Consider the following 26,484-nt stretch of genomic DNA (forward strand, 5'->3'; position numbering starts at 1 on the left):
TTTACAATCGGTTTTATTTCGATTTTTTATCGCAAGGGCGGAGCCATCTGCCCTTGCTGATAAAAGCGTGAAAAAGGTGATGAAATAACCCCTCTGAGTTGTTTTCTTGCTCAGACCTGCGTGATACTATCGTTATGTTATATTGTTACATTTAGTTTGATGCCGTGATTTCTCAACCAATACTCTCCGTTAATAATCTCAGCCTTACAGACTCAGAACGCACACTCTTCAAAGACATTTCTTTTGAGCTGTTTCAAGGTGAAGTTCTTGCCATTATGGGACCTTCCGGCATTGGTAAATCCATGTTGTCGAAAGCCGTCGCAGGTTTTTTGCCGTCAGATATTTGGGTAGACGGAAGTATCCAGCTTAACAGCAGTGAAGTCGCACAAACTGCCATGCTGCAACGGAGTCAATCCCAGCGTCCCGCGGTCATTTTCCAAGATGCACTTAAAGCGCTGAATCCATTGGCGTCTGTCGAGCAACAACTGTGTTTGGCATTGACGGGCAACAAAACACGCTTGTCTTCAGCAAACCGAGAAACGGTGACGACCTTGTTGTCTCAACTCGGATTTGCAGATCCAAAAGCAGCCTTAGCGCAGCATCCAAGCCAGTTATCTGGTGGTCAGCGCCAGCGTATTTGTATTGCGATTGCGTTGCTTGGTAGTGCCAATTTGATCATCGCTGATGAACCTACCAGTGCGCTCGATCCCATCACCGAAGCGGAGATCCTTGAGTTGTTCCGCAGCAGTGTTCAGCAACGCAGTATCAGTGGTTTGTTGATCACGCACGATCTGTCTGCGGCTTTGGCGTGTGACAAAGTCTTGGTGATTGCGGACAACACCATGGTGGCTTATGGCGCACCATGGCAAGCCATTCAGCAAAGTTCGCATCCTTTCTGCCAACAACTTGCGCAACTGCTGCCTTAACCTCATCTCTGGAGCCTATTTTGACTAAGCACAACTTGAGCGGGCACACGCAGCCTAAATCGGCGGAAGTTCGCTTTGAGCAAGCCAGTGTTCACTATTACTCCAAACCAAGTTGGTTAGGGGGCAAACCGTTTAAAGCGCTCGAACAATTGGATCTTGCTATCGACACAAAGAACATTGCGATTGTTGGTCCTTCTGGTGCGGGTAAATCGACCTTGATTGAGCTTCTGTTCGGTCTTCGTAAGCCCACATCTGGTGAAGTGTATGTGTGTGGTTATCCGTTATCGCGTAGCTCGGCTAAGCAGCGACAAGAGTTGTGTCAGCACATTCAACTGATTCCGCAAGAGCCGCAATCGAGCTTGAATCCGTATTACACCGTTCGCCAGATCTTACTGGAGCCGTTAAGCAACATTGGTTTGACGCAAGAGCTTAACGAGAAGGTGGAAAAGGTTTTGGCGGATGTCGGTTTGGATCTCACATTGCTGGATCGCAACCCGCAGCAATTATCAGTTGGGCAAGCGCAACGTGTGGCTATTGCCAGAGCTTTGATTGTCGAACCTTGTGTGTTGGTTGCCGATGAGCCAACCAGCAGCCTAGATCCCGTCAGTCGTAAACAGATTCTCGACTTGTTGGCACGCATTCAAAAGAGTCGTCAGATGCGCCTGATTTTGGTGACACACGACCTCGATGCGGCACAAACCCTATGCGATGAAATCCTAGTGTTAGACAAAGGACGCGTTGTCGAGCACGGCACGGCACAAAACGTGACAAATAACCCATCACACTTGATCACGAGAGCCTTGATGAGCGCTCAACACAAAAGTAATGAATTCACAAAAACCATTGGAGAGGTTTCTTATGCACCTTAGTACTCCCAAGTTAGCTTTGTCGCTGGCTTTAAGCGCACTGCTGACGGGTTGTTTTGACTCTGGCGAAAGCAAGCCAGAAGCGGAAAAAGCAGCTGCACCGCAAGCAACGGAAATTCGCGTTGCCATGATGCAACCACCACGCACAGGTTTGTCACCACTTTCAGATGACGCGTTCAAACTGTCACGTTGGAGCACGGCAGAAACGCTGGTGAACCTAAACGATCAGTCGGTAGCAGAGCCTATGCTGGCAACAGAGTGGGAACAAGTTGACCCGATGACGTGGCAATTTACGGTACGTAAAGGCGTGAAATTCCACGATGGTTCTGAGCTTGATGCCAACGCGGTCGTGAACTCTCTGCAAAAAGCATTAGATGCCGCACCTAAACCACGCATCTTGGACGGTATCGAATGGCAAGTTCGCGCATTGGACGACTTCACTGTTGAAATCAAAACGACCTTTAACGATCCACTGTTGCCAAGCCGTCTTTCTAGCCCACAGTTAGCGATCCTTTCTGGTGCTGCATATCAAGAAAACGGTCGTGTTGTGCCAATCAATGCGGGTACCGGTCCATTCGTTCTGACAGAAATCAACGGGACAACCAGCGCAAAACTGAAGCGTTTTGACGGTTACTGGGGTGAAAAAGCGAAAGTAGACAGCGTCTTCGCTGAATACGTACCAAATGGCTTTGCTCGTGCTGCAGCGCTGCGTACCGGTGAGGCGGATGTAGTTGAAGCCGTTCCTGTTTCGCAAATCGCGATGATGGAATCTTCACAACTGCATGAAGTTGCAATGCCACGTACCAACACGCTTTACCTAAACAATAAATCAGATGTGTTTAGCCAGTTCGGTTTGCGTAAAGCAGCGGCTCAAGCGGTTAACCGTGAGCAAATCATTAAAACGGTTTACGAGAACCACGCCGATTCAGCAAAAGGTCTGTTAGGTCCTGCATTGGCATGGGCTCAACCAATTCGTGATGCGAACCCTCGTATGGAAACCATGGAAATGCGCCACGCGAACGGTGAGAAGATCACCATCGGTACATTTACCGACCGTGCTGAGTTGCCAGAAGTAGCGGTGCTGCTAAAGCAACAACTTGAAGCGGCTGGCTTTGTGGTTGAACTAGACGTTCGTGAATATGCACAAATCGAAAACGATGCTCTAGCAGGTAAGTTCGATGCGTTCTTGTTGTCACGTGCAACGGTGCTGGATTCTGGTGACCCAGTGGCGTACATGCAAAGTGACTTTAGCTGTAAAGGTTCTTACAACCTAGGTCAGTTCTGCTCTGAAGAAGTGGACGCAGCATTGAAACACGCTGATCGTCAGCCGTTGGGTGAGAAACGCCAACAAGCGATCATCGAAGCAGAAAGCAAAATCCTTGAACAATACGCTGTGATTCCACTGCTTCACGAGCGTGTAATCCAAGGTGAGAGTGACCGCGTGAAGAACGCACAACGTGACCCACGTGAGCGTCGCCTGATCGACCAGTTTACTGAGGTGAACTAACTCGATGTCGTCTGTTGCCAACATGCGCTCTCGTTGGAGCGCTTGTATGCCTGAATGGTTTACGCGTTTTTTGTCGCGCTTCCTGTCGCTCGGGGTAGTGGTTGTGTTGGTGGGTTTGATGCCGGATATTGCAGGTATCGACCCAAGCCAATCAATCCTCCGTGCCCGTGCGGGTGCTCAACAATTGCTGACGGCAGAAGCTCTGCAAGCTATTCGAGAAGATCTTCAACTTGACCGCAGCGCTGCTGAGCGAATGTGGGATTGGTTGACGCTTGCCATGCAAGGAGACTTAGGTGTCTCTTGGGTGAGCGGGGCGTCTGTCATGGAGAGCGTTCAACAAACCGCAAAAACGTCGCTATTACTGATGCTTACAGCGTTAGGTATGGCATTTGTAATGTGCATGGCGAGCGTGCTTTACACTGTGCGTCGTTGGCAACAGAATCGTTTAGACAAACATCATGACACGCTCAGTTCGGTGTTGGTTTCATTGCCTGAATACGTGATTGCTTCGTTGCTGATCATGGTGTTTTCCATCTGGTTGGGCTGGTTCCCGCCTTATGGTTGGCAAGGTGTGCAAAACCTCTGGCTACCCAGTTTGGCAATGGCATTGCCTGCTGCTGGCTTGTTCGGGCGCTTGCTCAATGACAGCCTCAAGCGTGTACTAGATGAGCCTTGGGTGATCACTTGGTTATCGGCGAACGTCAGTCAGTTTCAAATCTTACGCTTTGCCTTGTGGCGTGCCGTTAGTAACTTGATTCCTCAAATCGCAATGACGGTGATTGGTTTAACCGGCGGTGCGGTTGCTGTGGAACAGGTGTTCTCCATTCCAGGTATCGGACGACTAATTTTAGGCGCGGCGAAGTCACAAGATCTGCCGATGCTGCAAGGTGGCTTGTTGGTGTTGCTGGTGTTCTCGATGTTGATCAGCAGTGCGAGCATCTTATTGCAACGTTGGTTACTCGGGCACAGTGTCACAAGTGGCAAGCTGATCAGCAGTCACAGCACGTTCCGTTTTACCCAAAGCACCACCAAACGTATTGTCAGTGCGACAATCTTTGCCTTGCTGATTGGTTGTGCGGGATGGGCGTTAATGCGCGATCCTTACACTATCCAATTTACCCGCCTTGAATCGCCAAGCTTAGCAGCACCGTTTGGTGCCGATGCGGTCGGGCGAGATCTGCTTGCTCGCGTTGGCGGCGGTATGATGTCGACAATCAAAATGGGCATCATCGCAACGTTCCTAAGTTTGGTGATTGGTTTGTTGCTCGGCTTCGTGACTCGTTATAGCCAAGGCTTAATTGAGATCACCAAAGGTGTGCCATACATTGTGGCGGGTCTGCTGATTGCTGGTCTAACGGGGATGAACCCAAACAGTGCCTTGATTGCGATTGTTATGGTGTCATGGGCACCATTAGCGGCGCACTGTGCAAGTTTGTTGATGGAAGCCAAAGCGCAGCCTTACACGCATCTTGCGCCCATTTGGGGAACCAGTCAGTGGCGAGTACTCCGTTACTACTTGTTGCCTTATGTGCTGCCGCCATTGATTCGTCATGCGTTTCTGCGTTTGCCTTACATTACGCTCAGCCTGACTTCTCTGAGTTTTATCGGACTTGGCGTTAAGCCGCCAGAACCTGAGTGGGGCTTATTGATTGCTGAAAACTTGCCTTACATAGAGCGCTCACCATTGGGTGTCTTGCTACCAATCTCAGGCTTAGTTTTGATGGCAATTGCGGTGAATTTGATTTTTGATGACAAGTGACGAGCAGCGATAAAGTGAAGTGAGCTTCCATATCCCAGATGTAATCAGTAATTTGGTAATTTAGAAAACAAAAGGATGTGTTTTCTGCCAGAAAGTACACAGCACGGTCTATGTATATTGGAAGCACCTATAAATTAACGAGTATAAAAGTTACGCTAACTCAGATGTTTAGGTAGTGTTACTCTTTATACACACGTAATCCTTTATCCGTTAATTCTTGAGTGACCACTTCGGATAGGTTTCGATCGGTAATAATTCCGTCCAATTGCTCGATGTCTAATGCATGAAAGCTCGCTATCTGACCGTATTTAGTTGAGTCTGAGATCAGATAATTGGTTTGTGCCGCCTTGATGATTGCTTTTTTAACGAGAACTTTATTTTCATTAGGTGTTGATAAGCCTTTCAAGCTCCAAGATGAAGTCGAAATAAAGGCGATATCAATATTTAGCCCATTCAAGAACTCTGCGACTTTTCCTCCAATGGTGGATTGGTTCTCGCGGTCAATTTTTCCCCCAGTGTGGTAAAGCTCACATTCACTGTGCGTCATAAGGAAAGCAGCAATAGAGAAGTCATTGGTGATCACTAAAAGATCATTACGATTTGCTATTTGATGGGCGATTTCTAGAGAGGTTGTTCCCGCATCCAAGTAAATCGTAGCGTCTTGACCAATTAACGTAGCCGCCAGCTTACCAATTTGAATTTTTTCATCCGCTTGTTGCTCGACCTTCGCATCATGGGAAAGTTCGGAATGTAGAGCTTGAGCGAGTTGCACTCCACCAGAAACAGAAACGACTTTACCTGAGGATTCAAGCTTCACGATATCACGACGAATGGTCATATGTGATACGCCAAGGTGGTCGGTTAAATCTGAAATGCTTAACACTTCTTGATGTGATAACAGGGATAATATGGTTCTTTGACGTTCTGCTGGGATCATAGTTTCACTTCTATATTCTTGTTTTTCAGTATCCTACCAATCTTTTCATTTGTTGTGAATATCTGTGAATTATGTTCTCAACGTTGTAAGAACAGCCTTCGCTTGTGTTAACTGCTCGGATTATCTCTGCCCATAAAGAGGTATATATCACGATATTGTTAATTTGTGTGAAAAAATGTGATTCAAAGCGAGGTCTTAGTATTAATCTTCACATATAATCACATCAACCAAACAAGAATTAACAAAGTTTAATAGACCAGAAGGCATTGTTTTTATGAGTGAAGTTCAATCTGTAGGTGTTATCGGTTTAGGCTCTATGGGAATGGGCGCCGCAAAGTCATGTGTGCGTGCAGGCCTCGATGTCTATGGTTTCGATTTAAATTCTCAAGCGCTTGAAGAGTTAGGTTCATTCGGTGCAAAAGCTGTTTCTACAAATGCAGTTGAGTTTGCAGATAAGCTTGATTCGGTTCTAGTTCTTGTTGTGAACGCAGCTCAAGTTAACACGGTCTTGTTCAAAACCGGTCTTGCTACAGCGCTTAAGCCGAATACGCCAGTAATGGTTTCAGCAACCATCTCAGCAGAAGACGCAAAACAAATTGAAGCGAAATTGGCAGAACACAATCTTGTGATGCTTGATGCACCGGTATCTGGTGGTGCTGCAAAAGCAGAATTAGGTGAGATGACTATTATGGCGTCGGGAGCGCAAAGCACATTTGATGCACTTGAACCAGTACTCAACGCAACGGCAGCTAAAGTCTACAACATCGGTGAAGCGATTGGCCTAGGCGCAACTGTGAAGATTATCCACCAATTGCTAGCAGGTGTTCATATCGCAGCTGGTGCTGAAGCAATGGCATTAGCGGCACGTGCAAACATTCCTCTTGACCTGATGTACGACGTGGTGACGAATGCAGCGGGTAACTCTTGGATGTTTGAGAACCGCATGAAGCATGTAGTTGATGGTGATTACTCCCCTAAATCTATGGTCGACATCTTTGTGAAAGATTTAAACCTCGTATCGGACACAGCAAAAGATCTCAAATTTCCACTTCCTCTATCAAGCACAGCACTAAACATGTTTTTGAGTGCAAGCAATGCTGGTTTTGGCCAGGAGGACGACAGTGCCGTTATCAAGATTTTTGATGGTATTGAGCTTCCAGGTGTAGAAAACAAACAGAAGTAAGCGCACGTAAAACGGAGAAAAAATGATGTTATTAGGCGTTATCGCAGACGACTTTACTGGCGCAACAGACATCGCAGGTTTTCTTGTAGAAAACGGCATGCGCACAGTTCAGCTTAACGGTATTCCAAAAGAAGAGATTGATGTAAACGCAGATGCGGTCGTGATCAGTCTTAAATCTCGCTCTTGTCCTGTAGATGAGGCAATCGAGGATTCAGTAGCGGCGCTTAAGTGGCTGCAAGCAAATGGCTGTCAGCAGTTTTACTTCAAGTACTGCTCAACGTTTGACAGCACAGCAGAAGGTAACATTGGTCCTGTAACGGATGCACTGCTTGCAGAGCTAGGTGAAGCGTTCACCATTGTCTGCCCATCATTACCAGTGAATGGTCGCACAGTTTTCAACGGCCATCTATTTGTATTCCAAGACTTGCTAAGCAACTCAGGTATGCGTAATCACCCTGTGACACCAATGACTGATTCAAGCCTAGTTCGTATGATGGATGCTCAATCTCAAGGCAAATCTGGCCTGGTGAACTTCCAAATAATTGAACAAGGTCCAAAAGCGGTAATTGAGCGCTTTGAAGAGCTAAAAGTACAAGGCAACCGCTACGCAGTGGTTGATGCATTCAATGCAGAGCATCTTGTCACACTTGGCCAAGCGGCGAAGTCTCTAAAACTGGTAACTGGTGGTTCTGGTTTGGCTGCGGGTATTGCTAAGAACTGGATAGAGAGCCTTGAAGATCAAAGTGATGCGAAGCAAGAGGGGAACCCTAAAAAAGCACCAACCGTTGTGTTATCTGGATCTTGTTCTGTCATGACCAACCAACAGGTCGCTGTTTACAAAGAAAAAGCGCCACACTTTGCTATTGATGTGAAGGCGTGTCTGACGGAAGAAGACTACTCAAATCAAGTGTTTGATTGGGTCATGACCAACATCGAAAGCGAGTTCGCACCACTGGTTTACGCAACCGCAGATGCAGCGGCGTTAAAAGCGATTCAACAAGAGTTTGGCGCGCATGCTTCAAGCCACGCGGTTGAACAATTCTTTAGCCAACTTGCAATCAAACTTCAGCAGCACGGTGTGAAAAATTTCATCGTTGCGGGTGGGGAAACCTCAGGGGTTGTAACCCAAAGCCTAGCCGTAAAAGGTTTTCATATCGGTCCTCAAATCGCACCAGGTGTACCTTGGGTGAAGTCACTTGAAGGCGAGCTTTCTTTGGCTCTGAAATCGGGCAACTTCGGCGATGAACACTTCTTTGCCAAAGCACAGTCGTTTTTTGAATAGGTGAGGTTGTGATGAATAAAGAATTGATGACAGAACAACAACTGCGAGAGCAAATGGTCACTATGGCGCGCTCTATGTTTGAACGTGGCTATGCGACTGGCGGCGCTGGCAACCTTTCTCTAAAACTGCCTAATGGACACTTTCTGGCAACGCCAACTGGTTCTTCGTTCGGCCGCTTGATTGCTGAAGAGCTTTCGGTTGTGGATATTGATGGCAACCATATCTCTGGTGAAAAGCCATCAAAAGAAGTCGCTTTTCATCTGGCGATTTATCGAAATAACTCAAAGTGTAATGCGATTGTGCATCTGCATTCTACTTACTTGACGGCGCTTTCTTGTCTTGAAGGTCTAGATCGCGAGAATGCCATCAAAGCTTTTACACCTTACTTTGTAATGCGCATTGGCGAACTGCCAGTGATTCCGTACCTGCGCCCGGGCGACCCTCAGATTGCTGAAGAACTTGCGCAACGGGCTAGTGACTACCGAGCTTTCCTCCTGGCGAACCATGGTCCAGTGATCACGGGTACGGACTTTGAAGATGCAGTGGATAACGCAGAAGAGCTAGAAGAGACAGCGAAGCTAGCGTTCATTCTGAAAGACAGCAACATCCGCTACTTAACGGATACTGAGATTCAAGACCTAAAAGGGAGAGGTAAGTAATGGCTAAATTCGCGGCAAATCTGACAATGTTATTCACAGAAGTTCCTTTTCTAGATCGTTTCGAAAAAGCACACCAAGCGGGCTTCAAAGCGGTGGAATACCTTTTCCCATACGCATTCGAAGCGCAAGAACTAGCAAGCAAGATACAGCAGTTTGGTTTTGAGCAAGCGTTATTCAACATGCCTCCAGGTGATTGGGATGCAGGTGAACGAGGTTTTGCAGCTATTCCGGGGCGTGAGGATGAATTTAAAACGAGCGTCGAGACTGCGCTGATGTACGCCAAGGCACTGAACTGTAAAAAGGTTCACGCTATGTCTGGCATTGTTGATTCACGCTTCACTCGTGATCAGCATATTGAAACCTTTATCTCAAACATTCGTTATGCAGCGGATAAGTTTGCCGAACAAGGTGTTGAGCTGATGATTGAGCCACTCAACAATCGCGATGTACCGAACTACTTTGTTGCACATCAACGTGAAGCGGTGGAACTCATCAAACAAGTGGCTCGTCCAAACGTGAAATTGCAGCTCGATCTCTATCACGCACAAATTATGGACGGTGATCTGAGTACGTTGATTCGCGATGTGGCGCCATACACAGGCCATATTCAAATTGCTTCTGTGCCTGAAAGGCACGAACCATCGGAAGGCGAACTGAATTACCCACACCTATTCAATGTTTTGGATGACTCTGGTTACCAAGGCTGGATCGGTTGTGAATACAACCCAAGGCATAGCACGCAGCTGGGCCTTAGTTGGGTTAAACCATACCTATAACAATTTTAATTTCTATCCATAAATAACTTGAAACCAATTACAAAAACAAAGGGTCGTGACTATGAATATTATCATAACTGGAGGGGCGGGTTTTCTCGGAACCCTACTTGCCAAATCACTACTAAAAGAAAACAAAGCTGAAAGTATTACTATTGTCGACATTCAAAAGTCGCGCTTAGAGGGCATTGATGACCGAGTCGTTTCTTTAGTCATGGATATGACAAAGCGAGAAAATATAGACCAAGTTATTACTGCCGAAACGACACACATTTTTCATTTAGCGGCAATTGTATCGAGCCATGCTGAGCAAGATTTTGATTTAGGCGTAGCTGTAAACCTGACGACCACACAGTTATTGCTTGAGCGTTGCCGTAAAGTAAACCCTAATATTCGTTTTACGTTTGCTTCATCTTTAGCTGTATTTGGTGGTGATCTTCCGGAAACGATTACACCAATAACAGCACTTCATCCTCAGTCATCCTACGGGACGCAAAAAGCTATAGGTGAGTTATTGGTGAACGACTATGCCCGTAAAGGCTTTGTTAAAGCTGTATCCGTACGTTTACCGACTATTTGTATTCGCCCTGGGAAACCAAACCTTGCCGCTAGCTCTTTCGTAAGCGGAATTATTCGTGAGCCTTTGAATGCTCAAGAATCAAATTGTCCTGTAGACCCTACGCTAAAACTTTGGATATCGAGCCCGTCTAGAGTGGTGGACAATATTCAATATGCAGGGCTAATGCCTTATGAGCAGTTAAATAATCTGTCCTATAGAACGCTTAATTTACCTGGTATTCAAACTACACCAGCTGAGATGATTCAAACAATGGACACTCTAATGGGTAAACAACTTTCTAATTATATTACCTATGAGCATGATGCGGGTATTGATCGTATTGTGAGTAGTTGGCCACAAAAAATTGATTGTACTAAAGAACTGGAGCTTGGATTTAAAGCAGACAGTAATTTCAAGGATGTATTACAACAATTTATTTCTGTTAACAATATGGAGATTGTCTAATGTTACCAACCTCAGTAATTGGACTAATAGTAGCCGTATCAGTCCTTGTTTTTCTTGTATTACGTACAAAAGTACATGTGTTAATTGCGATGTTAATTGCGGCATGTATCGCAGGTATTATTGGTGGGTTAAGTGTTGACGACACGATTGCGACCGTTAGCAAAGGATTTGGTGGAACATTAGGCGGTATAGGGATTGTCATCGGTCTCGGCGTTATGATGGGGGCTATTTTAGAGGCTTCTGGAGCAGGAGAAAGTATTGCCTATAATTTTATAAAGTGGTTAGGAAAAAAGAAAGAAGAGGCCGCTCTTGCTGTAACTGGCTATATTGTTAGCATCCCAATCTTTGTGGATAGCGCGCTTATCATTCTTTATCCAATTGCGAAGTCTTTGTCAAAAACGTCCAATCGCTCGATTTTAACGCTTACGGTTGCTCTGGCGGGCGGCTTGGTCGTAGCGCATCACGCTATTCCGCCGACTCCAGGACCTTTGGGCGTTGCTGGTATCTTTGGTGTCGATCTTGCCAGCATGTTAGGTTTTGGTTTGATGATCGCAGCGCCTTGTGTCATGGGTATTGTTTGGTATGCAAGATGGTTAGAAAAGCAGTTTCCTGAATTCATTCCAACCGAACATTTCTCGAAGTCTAGTGAGCAACTGATTAATGATCACAAAGAGTACATTGCAAGTAAAGAAGCGAAAGACCTACCATCTTTAAGTAAATCTATCGCTCCAATTATTATCCCTATTTTACTTATACTTGCGAAATCAGTTATGGGTTTATTAGAGGGGACTTTCGGTTTCGAAGGGCTGACTGCAACAACATTTGGTCAATTTATCGCTTTTATCGGCAGCCCTACTATTGCACTATCAATAGCGACGTTACTAGCGGTTTACACATTGGGTAATAACCTTACCAAAGAAGAAGCGAATGAAAAGATGGAACAAGGAATCTCCACTTGTGGCATCATTTTGTTAGTAACAGGAGCTGGTGGCGCGTTAGGTGCCGTATTGCGTGAAACGGGTGCGGGCGCAGAGATTGCCAACCAAGTTGCAGGGCTTCCTATTTCTGCGGTTATGATTCCATTTATTATTGCGACGTTAGTTCGTATTATTCAGGGCTCTGGTACAGTCTCCATGATAACCGCTGCTTCTATATCTGCCCCAGTTTTAGTGAATATTCCTGACGTTAACCTTTTATTCGCAGCGACGGCAGCTACGATGGGATCTCTATTTGCTGGCTACTTTAATGACTCGCTATTCCATATTGTTAATCGATTAATGGGGGTGACTGAGGTTAAGAAACAACTCATTATTTGGACTATTCCAACAACAATTGCTTGGGCTATTGGTGGTTCATTAGTCATGATTCTTAACTTATTCTTCGGATCTCATGGTTCAATCTTTGATCCTGTGTTACCACTTGCTGTACTTTTGGGGTGTGTTGCATTTACAAAATCTTACAGCGCTAAGCACGTCGAATTACAAGAGGTATAAAGGTTTACTTGTACTCTTCCATAAAGTAAAAACCTATCACAATATGTATTTTTATCAGATAGTTTAGAGTTTTTTAATAATATGAACGGCCCTATGTTTGGGCCGTTTTAGTTCTTATAAATAAACTATTTAACTTGAACCGATATAGGTTCCATTTTCAACTTAATCAATATGAAATGGAATTGCTATTTCCCGCTTAGTAAGCGATTACCTATAAAGGATCTATTCGAGTTTAACCCTAGTGATTTTACTCTAGCGAAGTAGGGTTACTTTATATAAGAGTCCAGTACTTTTAATACGACTTCCATATCTTTTTCACGTTGAGTTTTGTCTTCCTCAAGTACGACGTGTTCAAGTAAGTGACCTTTAATTACTTCTCGCATCAAACCATTTACTGCTCCCCGAATAGCGGCAATCTGCTGCAACACATCTTGGCATTCATGCTCTTCTTCCAGCATTTTTTTAAGTCCATTCACCTGACCCTGTATTTTACTGACTCGAGTGTTGAGCTTCTTTTGATCTCTGGTTGTATGCGACATGTCTTATCTTCTTTACGTTACGGGCCGAGTTATTCTAACTGATAATGTAGCACTCAATTTATACTGGGGGGTAGTATTTAATACTAGGGGGGAGTATAGTTTGCGATAAATTAGAATCAACAACAGAGAACAACAATGGATTTTGTCGCGTTACTACAACAAGGTAATGGGTGGTTCTTTATTCCCAGTGCCATTTTGCTTGGCGCCTTGCATGGTTTAGAACCTGGGCACTCTAAAACGATGATGGCGGCGTTCATTGTCGCGGTGAAAGGAACGGTCAAACAAGCCGTGATGCTGGGTTTAGCTGCCACACTTTCTCACACTATAATTGTATGGTTAATCGCTGTTGGCGGGATGTATATTAGCCAGAAATTCACCGCTCAAGCGGCTGAACCATGGATGCAACTTATCTCTGGGGTCATTATCGTGACAACCGGCGTATGGATGTTTTGGCGGACATGGAGCGATGAGCGAGCTTGGAACAAAGCTCAGGATCATGCTCGCGACTGGACGACGCAAGTTGTGGATACAGGACATGGGCATGTTTCGCTTTCGATTACACAGGAAGGGGAGCATCACCGTTTCCAATTGCGAACACTCAGCGGTAAACCTTTAACTGCTGAAGGTATCAAGGTTTCGGTATCGAGTGATGGTTATCAACCTGCTGATATCTATCACTTTATAGAGCGTGATGGATACTTGGAATCGGCGTCTTGCATTGAAGTCTCTAATGGACTTTCTGTCACTTTGATCATCGGGCACCATGATCATACCCATGACTTTGATGTACATTTCCGTTCTGGTTCTCATTTAGAAAGCGAAGATAAGGAATATCAAGATGCTCACGAACGCGCTCACGCTTTAGACATTCAAAAACGCTTTGAGAATCGAGACGTGACGAATGGGCAAATTCTGCTGTTTGGATTAACGGGCGGTTTGATTCCATGCCCTGCTGCGGTAACGGTTTTGCTTATCTGTTTGCAGCTTAAGGCAATGACTCTTGGTGCGACTTTAGTTGTGTCATTCAGTATTGGCTTAGCCTTGACTCTGGTTGCTGTTGGCGTTGTGGCAGCATTGGGCGTGCAAAAAGCGACATCTAAATGGAGCGGTTTGAATGATGTTGCACGTCGAGCTCCTTACTTATCGGGCGTCTTGATCAGTGCAGTTGGTTTATACATGGGTATGCATGGATACATATCGCTGACGAGTTAAACTCTGTGATAAAGACTCTTTTCCTTTCTTTTTGTATGGGTAATGGCTTCATGCCTTGGTTTGCATGTTTTGCTGCCGATTCTTGATTGAGAATCACTCGATCCGACATCGCTGCCATATCTACAAACCAAGTCATTCTCGCTTCACCAAGCATCTCGGATTACAACCGCTGCAATTGTGGCTCTAATATCTGAACCTGAGATACTAAATGATAAAACGGGAGCACTGACCACAGCGCTCCCGACGGCAAAACGCTAATTAGAACTCTTTTCTTTAATGTTCGATACCAATTTGGTCGCATAGTTAAATTTAACTATGCAAACGTTTCCTTTTGCGTACTCGTCCCTTCGCCAAACCTCGTAGAAATGTGACGTTTTGAAGACTTTTTTTCCTTCTGTCTAAAGTAATCGGGAACCAAGCAGATACATAGTTATAAAGTTATGTCTTGCTCTGCCAAACAGACCCAAAATGCAGTTTGGTTGGTTTTGGAGAAGAAAGGCTTAGCGCTCGATTAATGAGCATCAATTGAATTGTATTGAGACAATTATAATGAAAAGAATCATCTTATTAGCAGTCTGCGCCATGTTTGGTATTGCTGTCGTGGCGAGTATGGCATCAACGTACCTAATTTCGAGTCAGAAAATCGATGACATCATCTTAAACAAATCCCAAGTTCAAGCTGAGTTTCTAGCGGGAAATGCGAGTTATATATTGGAGAACTCAGCCAATCCAATGCAAGATTTACAATCGCTTGTTGAGGGGCTGAAACAACGTTCAGACGTGAGTTATGCCGTTGTAATTGACCGTAACGTAACGGCAGTAGCCCACAGTGATAAGCACAAGCTGAACAAAACCTATAACGATGAATATACTGTTGAAGGCGCGACGAGAGGTGTTCAACAGTACTCAAAGTGGTATGCCGATGTCCAGAAAGTATGGGTGTTTGACATCATGGCACCAATTTATGTGGATGGTCAGTTATACGGTACTTTTGATATTGGTATTCCTATTACCGAAGTGAGCCAAGCGACGAATGGAATTATTACTTACCAGTTGATCTCTATGGTGGCGATCTTCGTTATGTGTGTTTTGATTCTGTCACTTCTGCTAAATAAACTGATGAGACCGCTTTCTGCGCTTAAAGACGCTCTACAAGACATCTCAAAAGGAGACGGAGACTTAACCGTTCGTTTGCCAGCGAAAGGTAATGACGAAGTCGCGCAAATTTCTTCTGCTTTCAACGTTTTTGTTGGGAAAGTACATGAGATTATTACACAAGTTGTAAATACTGGTGTGGAGCTTAATAGTTCAGCTGTCGCTTTGCGTGGGCAATCTCAACAAGCGCTCACAAGAGGGCAAGAGCAGAACGAGCAAACCATGCTGGTTGTCACATCCATGAACGAAATGATTGCGACGGTCAATGAAATTGCCTCCAATGCTGCCGGAGCAGCAAATGCTGCGAGTGCAGCAAGTAATGAAGCGCAAGATGGCTACACGACGCTAGAAAGAACCAAAACGGCGATGACGAATCTTGAAAACGAGATGAACAGCACTTCCAACATTATCGTGAGTCTTGCTGAAAATACTCAGTCGATTGGTAGTATTCTAGAGGTGATTAGAGGTATTTCGGAGCAAACCAATCTATTGGCTCTCAATGCGGCTATCGAAGCGGCACGCGCTGGTGATGCCGGCCGAGGTTTTGCAGTAGTCGCTGATGAAGTTCGCAACCTAGCGACTAAAACGGCTCATTCTACCGATGAAATTGACAATATGATTCACCAGCTACAAACTGAAGCTCAAAGTGCGGTGAATTCAATGAGTAATAGTAAGACTCTTATTGAAGAAGGAACGGCAGAAACTGAGTTAGCTCGACAGGCTTTAGAAGCAATAGCTGCACAAGTGACGACTATTTCAGATATCAATACTCAAGTAGCAACCGCAACAGAACAGCAATCAACGGTAGCAAACGAAATTAATATGAACATGGATACCGTCAGCCACTCAGTGAAAAGTGCGCTAACAGCGAGTGAGCAACTAGAAGAATCAAGTCAACAACTCGCGGAGCTATCGCGAACACTCGATCGTCACGTAGGAGCGTTTAGAATCTAAACGCCAACTGACCCTCTTTAATAAAAGCCAGTAAATGTTAATTGCTGGCTTTTTTATTTGAAAAAATCGAGTCTCAAATCGCTTAGCGGTGTTTGTCCTTTCTAGACGATAAAACAGAATACGATAAATTAGTTGAGTAAAGCTTAGCTAGGCGTTAAGTTTTGCGTTTTGCTTTAAATGTTCAACAAACATAGATATTTTCTTAGCTACATGTTTTCTTGACGAGTAAAAGGCGTAAAGCACTAAATCCTCAGGTTCGTACTCTAGAGTGACGATTTCTAGCTCACCATTTTTGATCTCATTTTGGCATGACTCAATTGGCAATATTGCGTATCCAAGCCCTGATAACGCGCCATATCTGGCGAGATGACCGCTGTTTACTTTGAATGAAGATTGCACAGTTTGAGTAATATGGCCCCCAGCAGGGTTTCTGAATACCCATGGTGCACCATTTACTGCGGTAAGCGTCGTGATGCAGGGAACATGACTTAGATCCGTAATTTTGTAAGGGGTGGCGTATTTCTCAATTAGTTGAGGCGCGGCTAAAATGGCACTGGGCCAGCGTTTTATCTCTCTCGCCACCCAGTTACTGTCTGACAAAGTCCCTCTATGAAAACTCAAAATGACATCAAAGCTGTCAATAACATCATCTTTAGGGTTTAGCGTTGTATCGCAAGACAAAGAGATTGACGGGTATTGCGTGCAAAAGGTGACAACCGCTTTGGCGAGTACAGGTGTGTCTGGCATAAGAATTCGCAGTTCCCCTGTTACCGTGTGTGAGTGGCGCGTTACCGTTTCTAGTGCGGCGTTGAGTTGCTCCAATAACGGACGAGTGCTGCTATAGAGCTCTTCTCCAGCCTCGGTAGGCGTCATTCGCCTTGTTGTTCTATTGAACAACCTAATGTTTAACTTTTCTTCAAGCAGGGCAATGTGTCGGCTGATATTTGATGTTGGTATATTCAAACACTCAGCGGCTCGCTTAAAGCTGTTGTTCTCATAAACACAGTGAAAACTTTTTAACCAGATTTGGTCAACGTTATCAAACATTTCATTATCCCACTTTATTGGATTATCAAGCCAGCATATCGCACTTTATCCCTGTACTAAGTTACATACAATTTTATTTACAAGTTTAAGCGAACAAACAACGAGATATCGCGCTAGAACGTAATCAATAGTGGTGAATTTATGAGCTGGTTAGAACGGTTATTTGAGAATAAAAATATAATAGGTTCGCGCAAAGCGTCTATCCCTGAGGGCGTTTGGACAAAGTGTCCTGAGTGTGAACAAATACTTTATCGTGCCTCGTTAAAAGAAAATTTGGAAGTATGCCCTAAATGCTCATATCACATGAGAATGGCTGCGCGTCAAAGGTTGATCTCTTTTCTGGACCATGGAACACAACAAGAGTTGGCAAGTGAGTTGGAGCCACAAGATATTTTGGGTTTTAAAGACTTAAAGCGATATAAAGAGCGAATTGCTTTAGCACAGAAAACGACTGGAGAAAAAGATGCGTTGGTGGTGATGGAGGGCAAGTTATTGGGGCTGCCTGTTGTTGCGTGTGCATTCGAATTCTCTTTCATGGCAGGCTCGATGGGCGCAGTGGTTGGCGAGAAGTTTGTCCGAGCAGTTGAAAGCGCAATTAATACAAAGTCTGGGTTAGTATGTTTTTCCGCTTGCGGAGGGGCGCGCATGCAAGAGTCTTTGGTGGCACTCATGCAAATGTCAAAAACCAGCGCCGCGTTAAACCACTTATCTGAGCACAGATTACCCTATATCTCAGTATTGACGGACCAAACTTATGGTGGCGTCTCGGCGAGTTTAGCCATGTTAGGAGACATCAATATTGGTGAACCTAAAGCAAGTATTGGCTTTGCGGGAAGACGGGTCATTGAGCAAACGGTACGTGAAAAGCTACCAGACGAGTTTCAGCGAAGTGAATTTTTACTAGCGCATGGTGCGCTAGATATGATTGTCGATAGACGTGAAATGCGCGATCGCGTTGGCCGCTTACTGGCTAAGTTAACCAACGCGAGGGTGGTCTCAGAATAGGTTGTATTAAAGTTAGACTTAGTACTTGCGTTTATTGAGCCGTAATCATTACAAACCGTTCATTTTGCCCCCATCTTGGTTCCGCATTCATTAGGCTGAGATCCAACGCCGTTTGGTATGGGTCAACAGCAAAATGGTCGCTTACTAACCCCCAGAGCATCCAGTTGATTGCGGTTTCATTCTCGGTAAGCTCTTCGAGTGGCGCTTGGAGGAAAAAGTACTCATCTTCGCCATCGTAACCGAGCCGATCATAGATAATGTTGCGTAGCTCTCGATCCAAATCATGTTGGAGGTTGATTGAGTCGTACAGTTGCTCTTCTGTTGGGCCATTCTCATGGTGATAAACATTGCGTTTTGACTCTTTGTGTAAAGTACCTGCGCCAGTTTCAATGCTTACTTTCTTTTGCGAGTGTTGCTCAAGAACTTGAATGATTTCATCCTCTAGTTGATCGAGTTTACTCAGCAAAACTTGATTGTTTATGTCACCAGCGGGGGAGGCCATCGTTTGGAAGGCTTTCACTCTCTCGTAGACTGCTTTCCCGTGAGGAAGGGCTGAAAAACACTGTTCTTGGAGCGCTTCATTGGCTTGCCAAATGCCCGAGTAGAGCTCGTAATCATGTGTATATGGTGGAAGCTCTTCAGTATCTTCCCCTAATAATTCTCGCCAGCGCTTTTGCCACTGTTCTTCTTTTGCGTGTTTTACACGCGCGTATTGCTTAACCCAGCGGTTACGAAGTTTTACCCCAAAAATGGCAAGTCCCCATGGAGCGAGCAAATAAAAATAATAGTGAGAAGAGTTATCCCAAAAGTAACCGTAAACGTAAACACCAAAAGCAAGCACCCAAGTTCCAATAGTACAAGCAATAACCCCGGACATTATTGATGATTGGCGCTTTGTTTCTCTTAATGTATTACCTTCAGCACATAACCAAAAAATGCCGCCAAAAACAAAGGCAAATGTTGTCATGAAGTAGGCAATCCCCGCTCCCAAAAATCCCCAAAGTGACATGTATTATCCCTAGCCAAATATCTGCTTTATTCACTCATCAATGACTGGAGGAGTAAATGTGTTTGATTTGGCGGAGAATTTACCATTAATGCCAGCCTTTTGATATGCACTCGATGACTTATTGGGAATGAGTCACAAATAAAAATAGATGGTATCAAGCATCAAAATTTAATTTAGAACCTTTGATTGTCGTGAACTCTATCTGGAAGAGTTAAGGGGGGCGTTTAAGGTCAATTTTCCTCATAAAGTCGTTATTTAGAAAAAGGTAAATTAATGTTTTTATTGATAATTGTGAGTTTTTGGGGAGTGGGATTGCTCCCATTTAATTAGAGTAAAAGACCTATTTTTGGGAGCGGTTTCATAAATTTTATGACACTGATTTCACTGTTTGAGCTGTAAAGAATATAAATCCCCACTCAATGTATGTTAATAATCAATGAGTGTTGTTATGTCTCATATCCGTTTTTTCCCGCGCCATCGTTTGGCGCTTGCTTGTATGCTAGCGAGTGTGTCTGGCTTCTCTTTTGCACAAAATCAGTGTGCTGTTGCTGATTTACAACAATCGCGAGATCTGGCTACTGCCGTTTCTGGTGCTGAGTATGATTGCTACCACGCTTGGTTTTCAGCACCTTCAGAAACGCTGAATGATATCTATAGTGAAGCGAGCCTAAGCCGTATCCAAGTCGCGCTGGATCAAGAAATCGCTCGCTATCGTGGTGAAGCAGATCAAGCCCGTGTTCTAGAGAACCTAGGCGAATTTGTTCGAGCGGCCTACTACGTTCGCTACAACGCTGGTACTGGTACACCTGAGTTTTCGCAAACGTTGAGTCAGCGTTTTGCTCAGTCGACGAACCTATTCCTAAACAACCCTCATGCTTTGGATCAGGGTCGTGAACAAGTTGGTGCAATGAAGAGCCTGACTTTGATGGTTGATAACGTTAAGCGGTTGCCGCTGACCATGGATAGCATGATGGCCGCATTGATGCACTTTAATCGTGAAACCGCGCAGGACACGCAATGGGTCGATGGTTTGAACAACTTGTTCCGCTCTATGGCAGGCCATGCGGCGAACGATGCGTTCTACCGATACATGGCAAACAATACACACCATATTGATACGTTGGTGAAATTCGCATCTGATAATGCTTGGGCATTAGATACGGATGCAAGCTTTATCGTTTTCAATGCATTACGTGAAACTGGTCGTTTGCTCGCGAGCCCAGATCAGGAGACCAAACGCAAAGCATTGGCAGTAATGCAACAGGTGATGCAGCGTTATCCACTGGGTAGTGAGCATGACAAACTATGGCTTGCTGCCGTTGAAATGATGAGCTACTACGCACCAGAAGGCCTAAATGGTCTGAATATTGAGCAAGCCAAGCAAGATTTAGCTGCACGTGTAATGCCAAATCGTTTTGAATGTCAGGGACCTGCCATTATTCGCTCTGAAGATCTGACCGATGCTCAAGCAGCGAAAGCGTGTGAAGTGCTAGCGGCAAAAGAAGCCGACTTCCATCGAGTTGCGAATACGGGTAATCAACCTGTCGCTGATGATTTGAATGATCGTGTTGAAGTGGCGGTATTCGCGAGTAACGCTAGTTACGTTGATTACTCTTCATTCCTATTTGGTAATACAACGGACAACGGTGGTCAGTACCTAGAAGGTGACCCTTCAAAAGCGGACAATACTGCGCGTTTCGTCGCTTATCGCTACGCGAATGGTGAAGATCTCTCTATCTTGAACCTAGAACATGAATACACGCACTATTTAGATGCACGATTTAACCAATACGGTTCGTTCAGCGATAACTTGGCTCATGGTCATATTGTTTGGTGGCTAGAAGGTTTTGCTGAATATATGCATTACAAGCAAGGTTACCAAGCTGCGATTGAGCTGATTGCAGATGGTAAACTGAGCCTTTCCACTGTGTTTGATACCACGTACTCTCACGATACCAATCGTATCTATCGTTGGGGTTATCTAGCTGTTCGATTCATGTTAGAAAATCATCCACAAGACGTCGAAAGTTTGTTGGCATTGTCGCGCTCTGGCCAGTTCGAACAATGGGCACAGCAGGTGACGTCTTTAGGTCAACAATACGACGCTGAGTTTGAACGTTGGTTGGACACATTAAAAGTGGAACCTGAGCAACCTGGTACAGACCCAGAAGAGCCAACAGAACCAACAAGCCCTGAAGCACAAGTGACTGAATTGACGGCGAACCAAAGCCTTCAGCTCAGTGGCGAAGCATACAGCGAAAAACTGTTCTACGTTGATGTTCCAGCCAACACCGTTAACTTCAATGTATCTATTGAGGGTGCGGGTGATGCGGATCTTTACATGAGCTACAACAAAGTCGCGCATTACTATGATTTCGAAATGAGTCAATATGCTGATGGCAGCAATGAAGAGATTGTGTTTGAACCAGAGCAAGATGGTTACGTTAAAGCGGGTCGTTACTACATCAGCTTAACTGGACGTGATAGCTATGATTCAGTGAATCTTGTGGCTGCGTTAGAAGTGGAAGCGCAAACACCGCCAACCCAAGTGCAAGATGATTTAGCACCTGTGGTATTAGAGTCTGGTGAAGCCAAAATGCTTACCGTTCACAAGCAGCGTTATGCAGCAGTTTATGTGCCTGAAGGTGTTGAAGAGGTTCGTGTATGGCTAACGGCTCACTCTCAAACTGGTAATGTCGATCTATACGCGAGTAGGGAGCATTGGCCTACAGTAGAGCAGCACGAGTATGCGTCCAACTATGCAGGCAGCAATGAATACCTTGCGATTCCTGTTACTGAAGCAGGGTACGTGCACTTCGCTCTTCAGGCTCCAGAGCAAGGCGATGACGTTGAAATGCTAGTGCACTTCAACTAAAAAAATTCGATTAACTAAAGTCGAGATAAAACGTCGCTGATACAGCGGCGTTTTTGTTTATATCGGACACGATTATGAACAAACAGCGGCGAATGCTAGTTAATCGGCTGATCTATCGAGTTATCAGTTGCCCTTTTTCTAAACGGCTTTAGGTTTGTATTGCAATTTACCGCGCAGATAAACTTTTTTAGCGACGCGTTCTGTGACCTAGCTTCTGATTTGTGCTTCTCAAATGGATACAATATATATGCACCCCGTGCAATAAAGTGAAAAGGGAAAGACATGAAAACGCTTATTTATGAAACGTTGATTAGCCTTGCTAACCAAGAACCAGAACAACATGCAAGAATCCGACAAAATCTCTATGAACAGTTGGATCTGCCGTTCGATAAGCAGCTGGCTTTGTATTCTTGTGCCCTTGGTCCTGCAAGTTCAGGCAAGTTGGAGAGCAGTCAAGGCATTAACAACGCGGTAGATTGCGCGGTTAAACTGCTTGAAACTCCTGAGCGCTAATTCACTCGTTGTTTTAATCACGGCCCGAACCCCAAGGGCCGTTTTTAATTGCGGTTAAATTGATTTCAACGTCGTTATTACTCTGCTCTTTCCGCTAGCACTTCTTTGAATGCAAACATGCCGTTTAATGCCGCGGGAAAACCTGCGTAGACGGACATCTGCAAAATGATCTCTTTAATCTCATCCTCGCTACAGCCTACATTCAGCGCTGCATTTAAGTGCACTTTTAGTTGCGGCGCGCAATTCCCCATTGCCGTTAGCGCGGCGACGGTTGCGATTTCTCTCGATTTTAGGTCTAAGCCCGGGCGAGCATAAATATCGCCAAACGGATACTCAATGGTGTACTGAGCTAAATCTGGACAAATATCTTGTAAGGTTTCGATGACATTATGACCAGCGTCGCCATCAATTTGAGAGAGTAGTTCTAATCCTTTGTTAAAGCGTGATTGTTCCATCGGTATGTTCCTAGTGAATAAACGTAAACACACCTTAATCGTTAGAGTTAACTCTAAGTCAACGAACTTTTCCGCTTTTATACAAGGCAATTTTTTCTTCTAGAGCCGATAAGTGCTTTTTCTGTTGCTCAATGTGGCGTTTGAGGTTTTCTTGGTGTTGTTCTAACAGGGCTTGACGTTGTGGTACAGATTGAGAGCCGACTTCCCTTAATTTGGCATATTCTAGAATCTCTTCAAGTGGCATTGCAGTTTCTTTTAAACGTTTAACAAAGCTTATCCAGTTTAGATCTTTCGAACTATACATTCGATGTCCACTCGCGTTTCTATGGACATGTTTAAGTAAACCGATTTTTTCATAGTATCGAAGTGTATGAGCAGATAGCCCGACGAGGTCAGAAAATTCTTTGATATTCATTATTATCCTCCAAGGTAGAGCATACCCCATAGAGATAAGCTAAGTTTCGCATTTTGAAGTCATTTCGGGACAGATACAAACAGAAATCTTTAGTCTTTTAACGCTAGGTATGGTGATTTACTGGATTTTTGAAACGCGCCAAACGTGATCCACCTGCCAGTTTCGTTTTATTAACAATTGATTACTAAACGGGTTGGCTTGGCTATTTTTATCCTTTGGGCCTATTTTAGGGCGTACGTAGGTCTTATGTTGCATCTTTTTTGATTGATGTTTTTGCCAATAAAAACAATATTTTAGGTTTGTGTTGGGCTATTTGGGTTGTATGTTGTGTGCCCGTTATTCACTCAGAACGATTTATCGCTGTGCAATGGATGAGTTGCTACGCCTTCGATTTCAGCCTTGAGTTAGTGCTAAAAGGGTGAGTGCCTCTGATGAATAGCTTTTATAATTTCGATTATTGAATTCACTCACAAAAAAATGCAAACAAGTAATCGTGAGTGGAAACGAGCAGGAGAACAACATGAGTGGCTCACAGGAAACACAATCATTCGGTGCAAACGTTATCTTACATGCGTTTGATTGGAAGTATGCTGACATTGCCCAACGAGCAAAAGAAATCCGCGAGCTTGGTTATGGCTCTGTGTTGGTTTCGCCACCAATGAAAAGCGCACACGATGAGCGCTGGTGGCAGCGTTATCAACCACAAGATTATCGTGTTATCGATAATGCCTTGGGTGATACCAAAGATTTTATTCATATGGTTCGTGAACTGGAGCAAGTTGGTGTGTGGGTTTATGCCGACGTAGTGTTTAACCATATGGCAAATGAGGCCCACCTTCGCAGAGACCTTCAGTACCCAAGACAAGAGGTCTTGGAGGAATACCAGAACAACAAACAGAAATATCAGTCGCTAGCGTTGTTTGGCGATCTATCTCAACCACTTTTTGATGAAGAGGACTTTGTTGAAGCATTCGGCATCAAAGACTGGAAAGATAAGTGGCAGGTTCAAAACGGACGTATCACAGGTGGGCCAACCGATCCTGGCTTGCCAACTCTTCGTGTTTGTGACCATGTAGTTGAGCAGCAGCGAGCGTACCTAAAGGCGCTGAAAGCTATTGGTGTGAAAGGTTTTCGTATTGACGCTGCGAAACACATGACGTTAGAGCATCTTAAGCGTGTTTGGACAGACGACATCACGCGGGATGTGCATATATTTGGTGAAATTATTACCGATGGCGGTGCGACGGAAGAAGAGTATCAGCTGTTTCTTGAGCCGTATCTACAGGAAACTCGCCTAGGTGCGTACGATTTCCCTTTGTTCTCAACCATGTTTAAGGCGTTTGCTAAAAAGGGCAGCTTCAAGTCTCTGATTGATCCCTATTGTTTTGGTCAGGCTCTGTCCCCCGGTCGTGCGATTACATTTGCTATCACACATGATATTCCTAACAATGATGTCTTTCTTGATCTCATCATGGACGAGGAAAATGAATGGTTAGCTTATGCCTATATTCTAGGCCGAGATGGTGGTGTGCCGTTGATTTATACCGACTTAAACACCAGCGGTATTAAAGGTAAAAATGGTCAGCCAAGATGGCAAGGTGCATGGAGCGATCCGAGAATGGCAAAAATGATCCAGTTCCATAATATGACGCATGGCGAGCCGATGAGTGTTCTTGAAGGTAACGATGACATGCTCGTACTGAAGCGAGGTGACAAAGGTATTGTGGTGCTTAATAAATCACAGCGTCAACAGTCTTTGACATTAAAAATCGATGGTAATTGGGTTGATTTGATGACAGAACAAATCATTCCAACTGACGGTAAGTTAATCGTACCATCTAAGTCGTCGATGTTACTCGTCGCGAAGTAGAAGATGTACACACCGAGGTTAGCAACTTCGGTGTGTATGTTTTTCATCGTCATTCACGTTCTGCTGAAGTTCAATATAAACTCAAACTCTCTCGTTTTTGCTAGAAATTTATGAGCACTCGTTAACGCAACATTCTGCTTTTAAAAAACCAATTACGTCATCTAAGCACTGATATTCTGCAACACAAAAAAGGGTTCTACCCTCACGGCGCTGGGTGAGAAGACCGGCTGAAGCAAGGCTCGAGATATGATGAGAGAGAGTGGATGCTGGAATGCCAAGCTTTTCTTGTACGCCGCCTACCGCGATACCTTTGTATCCCGCTTTGACGACTTCTTTGTAAATACTTAAACGAGTCGGATGCCCTAACTCTTTTAGTGCTTTAGCAACGGCTTCAAGCTCCATACTGACCTCTAAAGAATGACCACAGTAATTTTGTTTCGATAATAGGGAAAGTCTCGGTAAATGCCAACTATTACGATCTCAGAACAATTTAAATCAGATGAGATTCATACTGGCTCATGCCTTCATGACAACAATTGTCTGTTCTAATGAGACAGATCAATCTTCATTATTATTTCACGCCACGTTCAAAATCCCTCGTCTACACTCAATGTTGAGTTGTCAGTTGGCAGACCAAGGAGGCGGCCATGATTGCGGTTCATAGAGATTATTGTTTGTCTAACAGTTCGGAGTTACATGCCCACGTTAAAGTCAATCCTGTCGGTAAATTAGAAGTTGAGATTGTTGAACTTCAAGAGCGCCACACCACAGAGTTTGATGATTTGTCTTTTGAGAGTCGTGGGTGTGAAACTCGAATCTGTGGTAAAGAAGACACAACTCCGTGGCAGTTCAATCTTGCAGTTACTGATGCGTTAGAGCTTTCTCATTTAGTGGAAGAAGCAAACGAAGAGTATGAGATTTTAATGAATGATCTTATGTAATATCGAGAAGATCATTTTATCCTGCACGGCGTGTGGCTCTGTACTGAAAAAATAAAAACCTCCCAAGTGGGAGGTTTTTAATATG

The 26,484-nt window shown here is 44.5% G+C and carries 24 protein-coding genes; 17 read left to right on the forward strand and 7 right to left on the reverse strand.

Annotation, left to right across the window (positions count from 1 at the left end; all coding sequences use genetic code 11):
* Positions 1 to 164: 164 nt before the first annotated feature.
* From R7E38_RS13285 to R7E38_RS13300, 4 genes are read left to right on the forward strand one after another with little or no spacing between them, the layout of a single operon-like run.
* Positions 165 to 926, forward strand: a complete 762-nt coding sequence (locus R7E38_RS13285) for an ATP-binding cassette domain-containing protein (protein WP_080772401.1) — start codon at positions 165 to 167, stop codon at positions 924 to 926.
* A gap of 20 nt (positions 927 to 946) precedes the next feature.
* Complete coding sequence (locus R7E38_RS13290; RefSeq protein ID WP_226083995.1) at positions 947 to 1,795, forward strand: ABC transporter ATP-binding protein; 849 nt, start codon at positions 947 to 949, stop codon at positions 1,793 to 1,795.
* Positions 1,785 to 3,299, forward strand: coding sequence for an ABC transporter substrate-binding protein (locus R7E38_RS13295; protein WP_226083994.1), 1,515 nt, complete (start codon positions 1,785 to 1,787; stop codon positions 3,297 to 3,299). Before R7E38_RS13290 ends, R7E38_RS13295 begins: the two co-directional genes overlap by 11 nt.
* A gap of 4 nt (positions 3,300 to 3,303) precedes the next feature.
* Positions 3,304 to 5,058 carry an ABC transporter permease subunit gene (locus R7E38_RS13300; protein WP_411913077.1) on the forward strand — a complete coding sequence of 585 codons (1,755 nt, stop codon included), beginning with the start codon at positions 3,304 to 3,306 and terminating at the stop codon, positions 5,056 to 5,058.
* A 178-nt stretch (positions 5,059 to 5,236) separates the two neighbouring features.
* Here the strand turns inward: R7E38_RS13300 and R7E38_RS13305 are convergent, their stop codons facing one another.
* Entirely contained in the window at positions 5,237 to 5,995 is a 759-nt protein-coding gene (locus tag R7E38_RS13305) for a DeoR/GlpR family DNA-binding transcription regulator (RefSeq protein WP_005375354.1), read from the reverse strand.
* A 274-nt stretch (positions 5,996 to 6,269) separates the two neighbouring features.
* Between R7E38_RS13305 and ltnD the strand changes: the two genes are divergently transcribed.
* The 6 genes from ltnD (at position 6,270) to R7E38_RS13335 (ending at position 12,409) form a co-directional block, all read left to right on the forward strand.
* Entirely contained in the window at positions 6,270 to 7,178 is a 909-nt protein-coding gene (ltnD, locus tag R7E38_RS13310; protein ID WP_005375356.1) for an L-threonate dehydrogenase, read from the forward strand.
* 25 nt (positions 7,179 to 7,203) lie between these two features.
* Positions 7,204 to 8,460 carry a 3-oxo-tetronate kinase gene (gene otnK / locus R7E38_RS13315; protein ID WP_085569494.1) on the forward strand — a complete coding sequence of 419 codons (1,257 nt, stop codon included), beginning with the start codon at positions 7,204 to 7,206 and terminating at the stop codon, positions 8,458 to 8,460.
* Positions 8,461 to 8,471: 11 nt separating this feature from the next.
* Entirely contained in the window at positions 8,472 to 9,119 is a 648-nt protein-coding gene (locus R7E38_RS13320; protein WP_005385078.1) for an aldolase, read from the forward strand.
* Positions 9,119 to 9,895, forward strand: coding sequence for a 2-oxo-tetronate isomerase (otnI, locus tag R7E38_RS13325; protein WP_047101720.1), 777 nt, complete (start codon positions 9,119 to 9,121; stop codon positions 9,893 to 9,895). Before R7E38_RS13320 ends, otnI begins: the two co-directional genes overlap by 1 nt.
* Positions 9,896 to 9,956: 61 nt before the next feature.
* The gene (denD, locus tag R7E38_RS13330) at positions 9,957 to 10,916 is read left to right on the forward strand and encodes a D-erythronate dehydrogenase (RefSeq protein WP_017635260.1); all 960 of its coding nucleotides are present in this window, start codon (positions 9,957 to 9,959) and stop codon (positions 10,914 to 10,916) included.
* Positions 10,916 to 12,409: a GntP family permease gene (locus R7E38_RS13335; RefSeq protein ID WP_005375369.1), complete on the forward strand. Its 1,494-nt coding sequence runs from the start codon at positions 10,916 to 10,918 to the stop codon at positions 12,407 to 12,409. The genes denD and R7E38_RS13335 overlap by 1 nt, the downstream gene beginning before the upstream one ends.
* A gap of 266 nt (positions 12,410 to 12,675) precedes the next feature.
* Here R7E38_RS13335 and rcnR read toward each other — a convergent pair whose 3' ends face one another.
* Complete coding sequence (gene rcnR / locus R7E38_RS13340) at positions 12,676 to 12,948, reverse strand: Ni(II)/Co(II)-binding transcriptional repressor RcnR (RefSeq protein WP_005375370.1); 273 nt, start codon at positions 12,946 to 12,948, stop codon at positions 12,676 to 12,678.
* Positions 12,949 to 13,083: 135 nt separating this feature from the next.
* Here rcnR and R7E38_RS13345 point away from each other — a divergent pair, with 135 nt between their 5' ends.
* Positions 13,084 to 14,160, forward strand: a complete 1,077-nt coding sequence (locus R7E38_RS13345) for a nickel/cobalt efflux protein RcnA (RefSeq protein WP_226083993.1) — start codon at positions 13,084 to 13,086, stop codon at positions 14,158 to 14,160.
* A gap of 549 nt (positions 14,161 to 14,709) precedes the next feature.
* Positions 14,710 to 16,269, forward strand: coding sequence for a methyl-accepting chemotaxis protein (locus R7E38_RS13350; protein WP_017635256.1), 1,560 nt, complete (start codon positions 14,710 to 14,712; stop codon positions 16,267 to 16,269).
* Positions 16,270 to 16,416: 147 nt separating this feature from the next.
* On the opposite strand, the gene R7E38_RS13355 is transcribed toward R7E38_RS13350, so the two are convergent.
* Entirely contained in the window at positions 16,417 to 17,316 is a 900-nt protein-coding gene (locus R7E38_RS13355; RefSeq protein ID WP_047101713.1) for a LysR family transcriptional regulator, read from the reverse strand.
* A gap of 141 nt (positions 17,317 to 17,457) precedes the next feature.
* Here R7E38_RS13355 and accD point away from each other — a divergent pair, with 141 nt between their 5' ends.
* Positions 17,458 to 18,321: an acetyl-CoA carboxylase, carboxyltransferase subunit beta gene (accD, locus tag R7E38_RS13360; RefSeq protein ID WP_025768502.1), complete on the forward strand. Its 864-nt coding sequence runs from the start codon at positions 17,458 to 17,460 to the stop codon at positions 18,319 to 18,321.
* Between the two features lie 31 nt (positions 18,322 to 18,352).
* On the opposite strand, the gene R7E38_RS13365 is transcribed toward accD, so the two are convergent.
* Complete coding sequence (locus R7E38_RS13365; RefSeq protein WP_226083992.1) at positions 18,353 to 19,330, reverse strand: hypothetical protein; 978 nt, start codon at positions 19,328 to 19,330, stop codon at positions 18,353 to 18,355.
* A 448-nt stretch (positions 19,331 to 19,778) separates the two neighbouring features.
* Here R7E38_RS13365 and R7E38_RS13370 point away from each other — a divergent pair, with 448 nt between their 5' ends.
* Together R7E38_RS13370 and R7E38_RS13375 are read left to right on the forward strand one after the other, a co-directional pair.
* Positions 19,779 to 22,205, forward strand: coding sequence for a M9 family metallopeptidase (locus R7E38_RS13370; RefSeq protein WP_226083991.1), 2,427 nt, complete (start codon positions 19,779 to 19,781; stop codon positions 22,203 to 22,205).
* A 282-nt stretch (positions 22,206 to 22,487) separates the two neighbouring features.
* Complete coding sequence (locus tag R7E38_RS13375) at positions 22,488 to 22,718, forward strand: PAS factor family protein (RefSeq protein WP_005375384.1); 231 nt, start codon at positions 22,488 to 22,490, stop codon at positions 22,716 to 22,718.
* A 77-nt stretch (positions 22,719 to 22,795) separates the two neighbouring features.
* Here the strand turns inward: R7E38_RS13375 and R7E38_RS13380 are convergent, their stop codons facing one another.
* Positions 22,796 to 23,173 carry a carboxymuconolactone decarboxylase family protein gene (locus R7E38_RS13380; protein WP_005375385.1) on the reverse strand — a complete coding sequence of 126 codons (378 nt, stop codon included), beginning with the start codon at positions 23,171 to 23,173 and terminating at the stop codon, positions 22,796 to 22,798.
* Positions 23,174 to 23,231: 58 nt separating this feature from the next.
* A complete protein-coding gene (locus R7E38_RS13385) occupies positions 23,232 to 23,588 on the reverse strand; it encodes a MerR family transcriptional regulator (protein WP_005375386.1) in 357 nt (118 codons plus the stop codon).
* Positions 23,589 to 24,108: 520 nt separating this feature from the next.
* Here R7E38_RS13385 and R7E38_RS13390 point away from each other — a divergent pair.
* Positions 24,109 to 25,458: an alpha-amylase family protein gene (locus tag R7E38_RS13390; protein ID WP_017635250.1), complete on the forward strand. Its 1,350-nt coding sequence runs from the start codon at positions 24,109 to 24,111 to the stop codon at positions 25,456 to 25,458.
* A gap of 108 nt (positions 25,459 to 25,566) precedes the next feature.
* Here the strand turns inward: R7E38_RS13390 and R7E38_RS13395 are convergent, their stop codons facing one another.
* A complete protein-coding gene (locus R7E38_RS13395) occupies positions 25,567 to 25,860 on the reverse strand; it encodes an ArsR/SmtB family transcription factor (protein ID WP_005375388.1) in 294 nt (97 codons plus the stop codon).
* Positions 25,861 to 26,105: 245 nt separating this feature from the next.
* Here R7E38_RS13395 and R7E38_RS13400 point away from each other — a divergent pair, with 245 nt between their 5' ends.
* Positions 26,106 to 26,399 (forward strand): hypothetical protein, encoded by a 294-nt coding sequence (locus R7E38_RS13400; protein WP_005375389.1) that lies wholly within the window; start codon positions 26,106 to 26,108, stop codon positions 26,397 to 26,399.
* Positions 26,400 to 26,484 lie beyond the last annotated feature (85 nt).

The organism is Vibrio sp. Vb2131 (assembly GCF_033338535.1).
Lineage (GTDB): Bacteria > Pseudomonadota > Gammaproteobacteria > Enterobacterales > Vibrionaceae > Vibrio > Vibrio alginolyticus.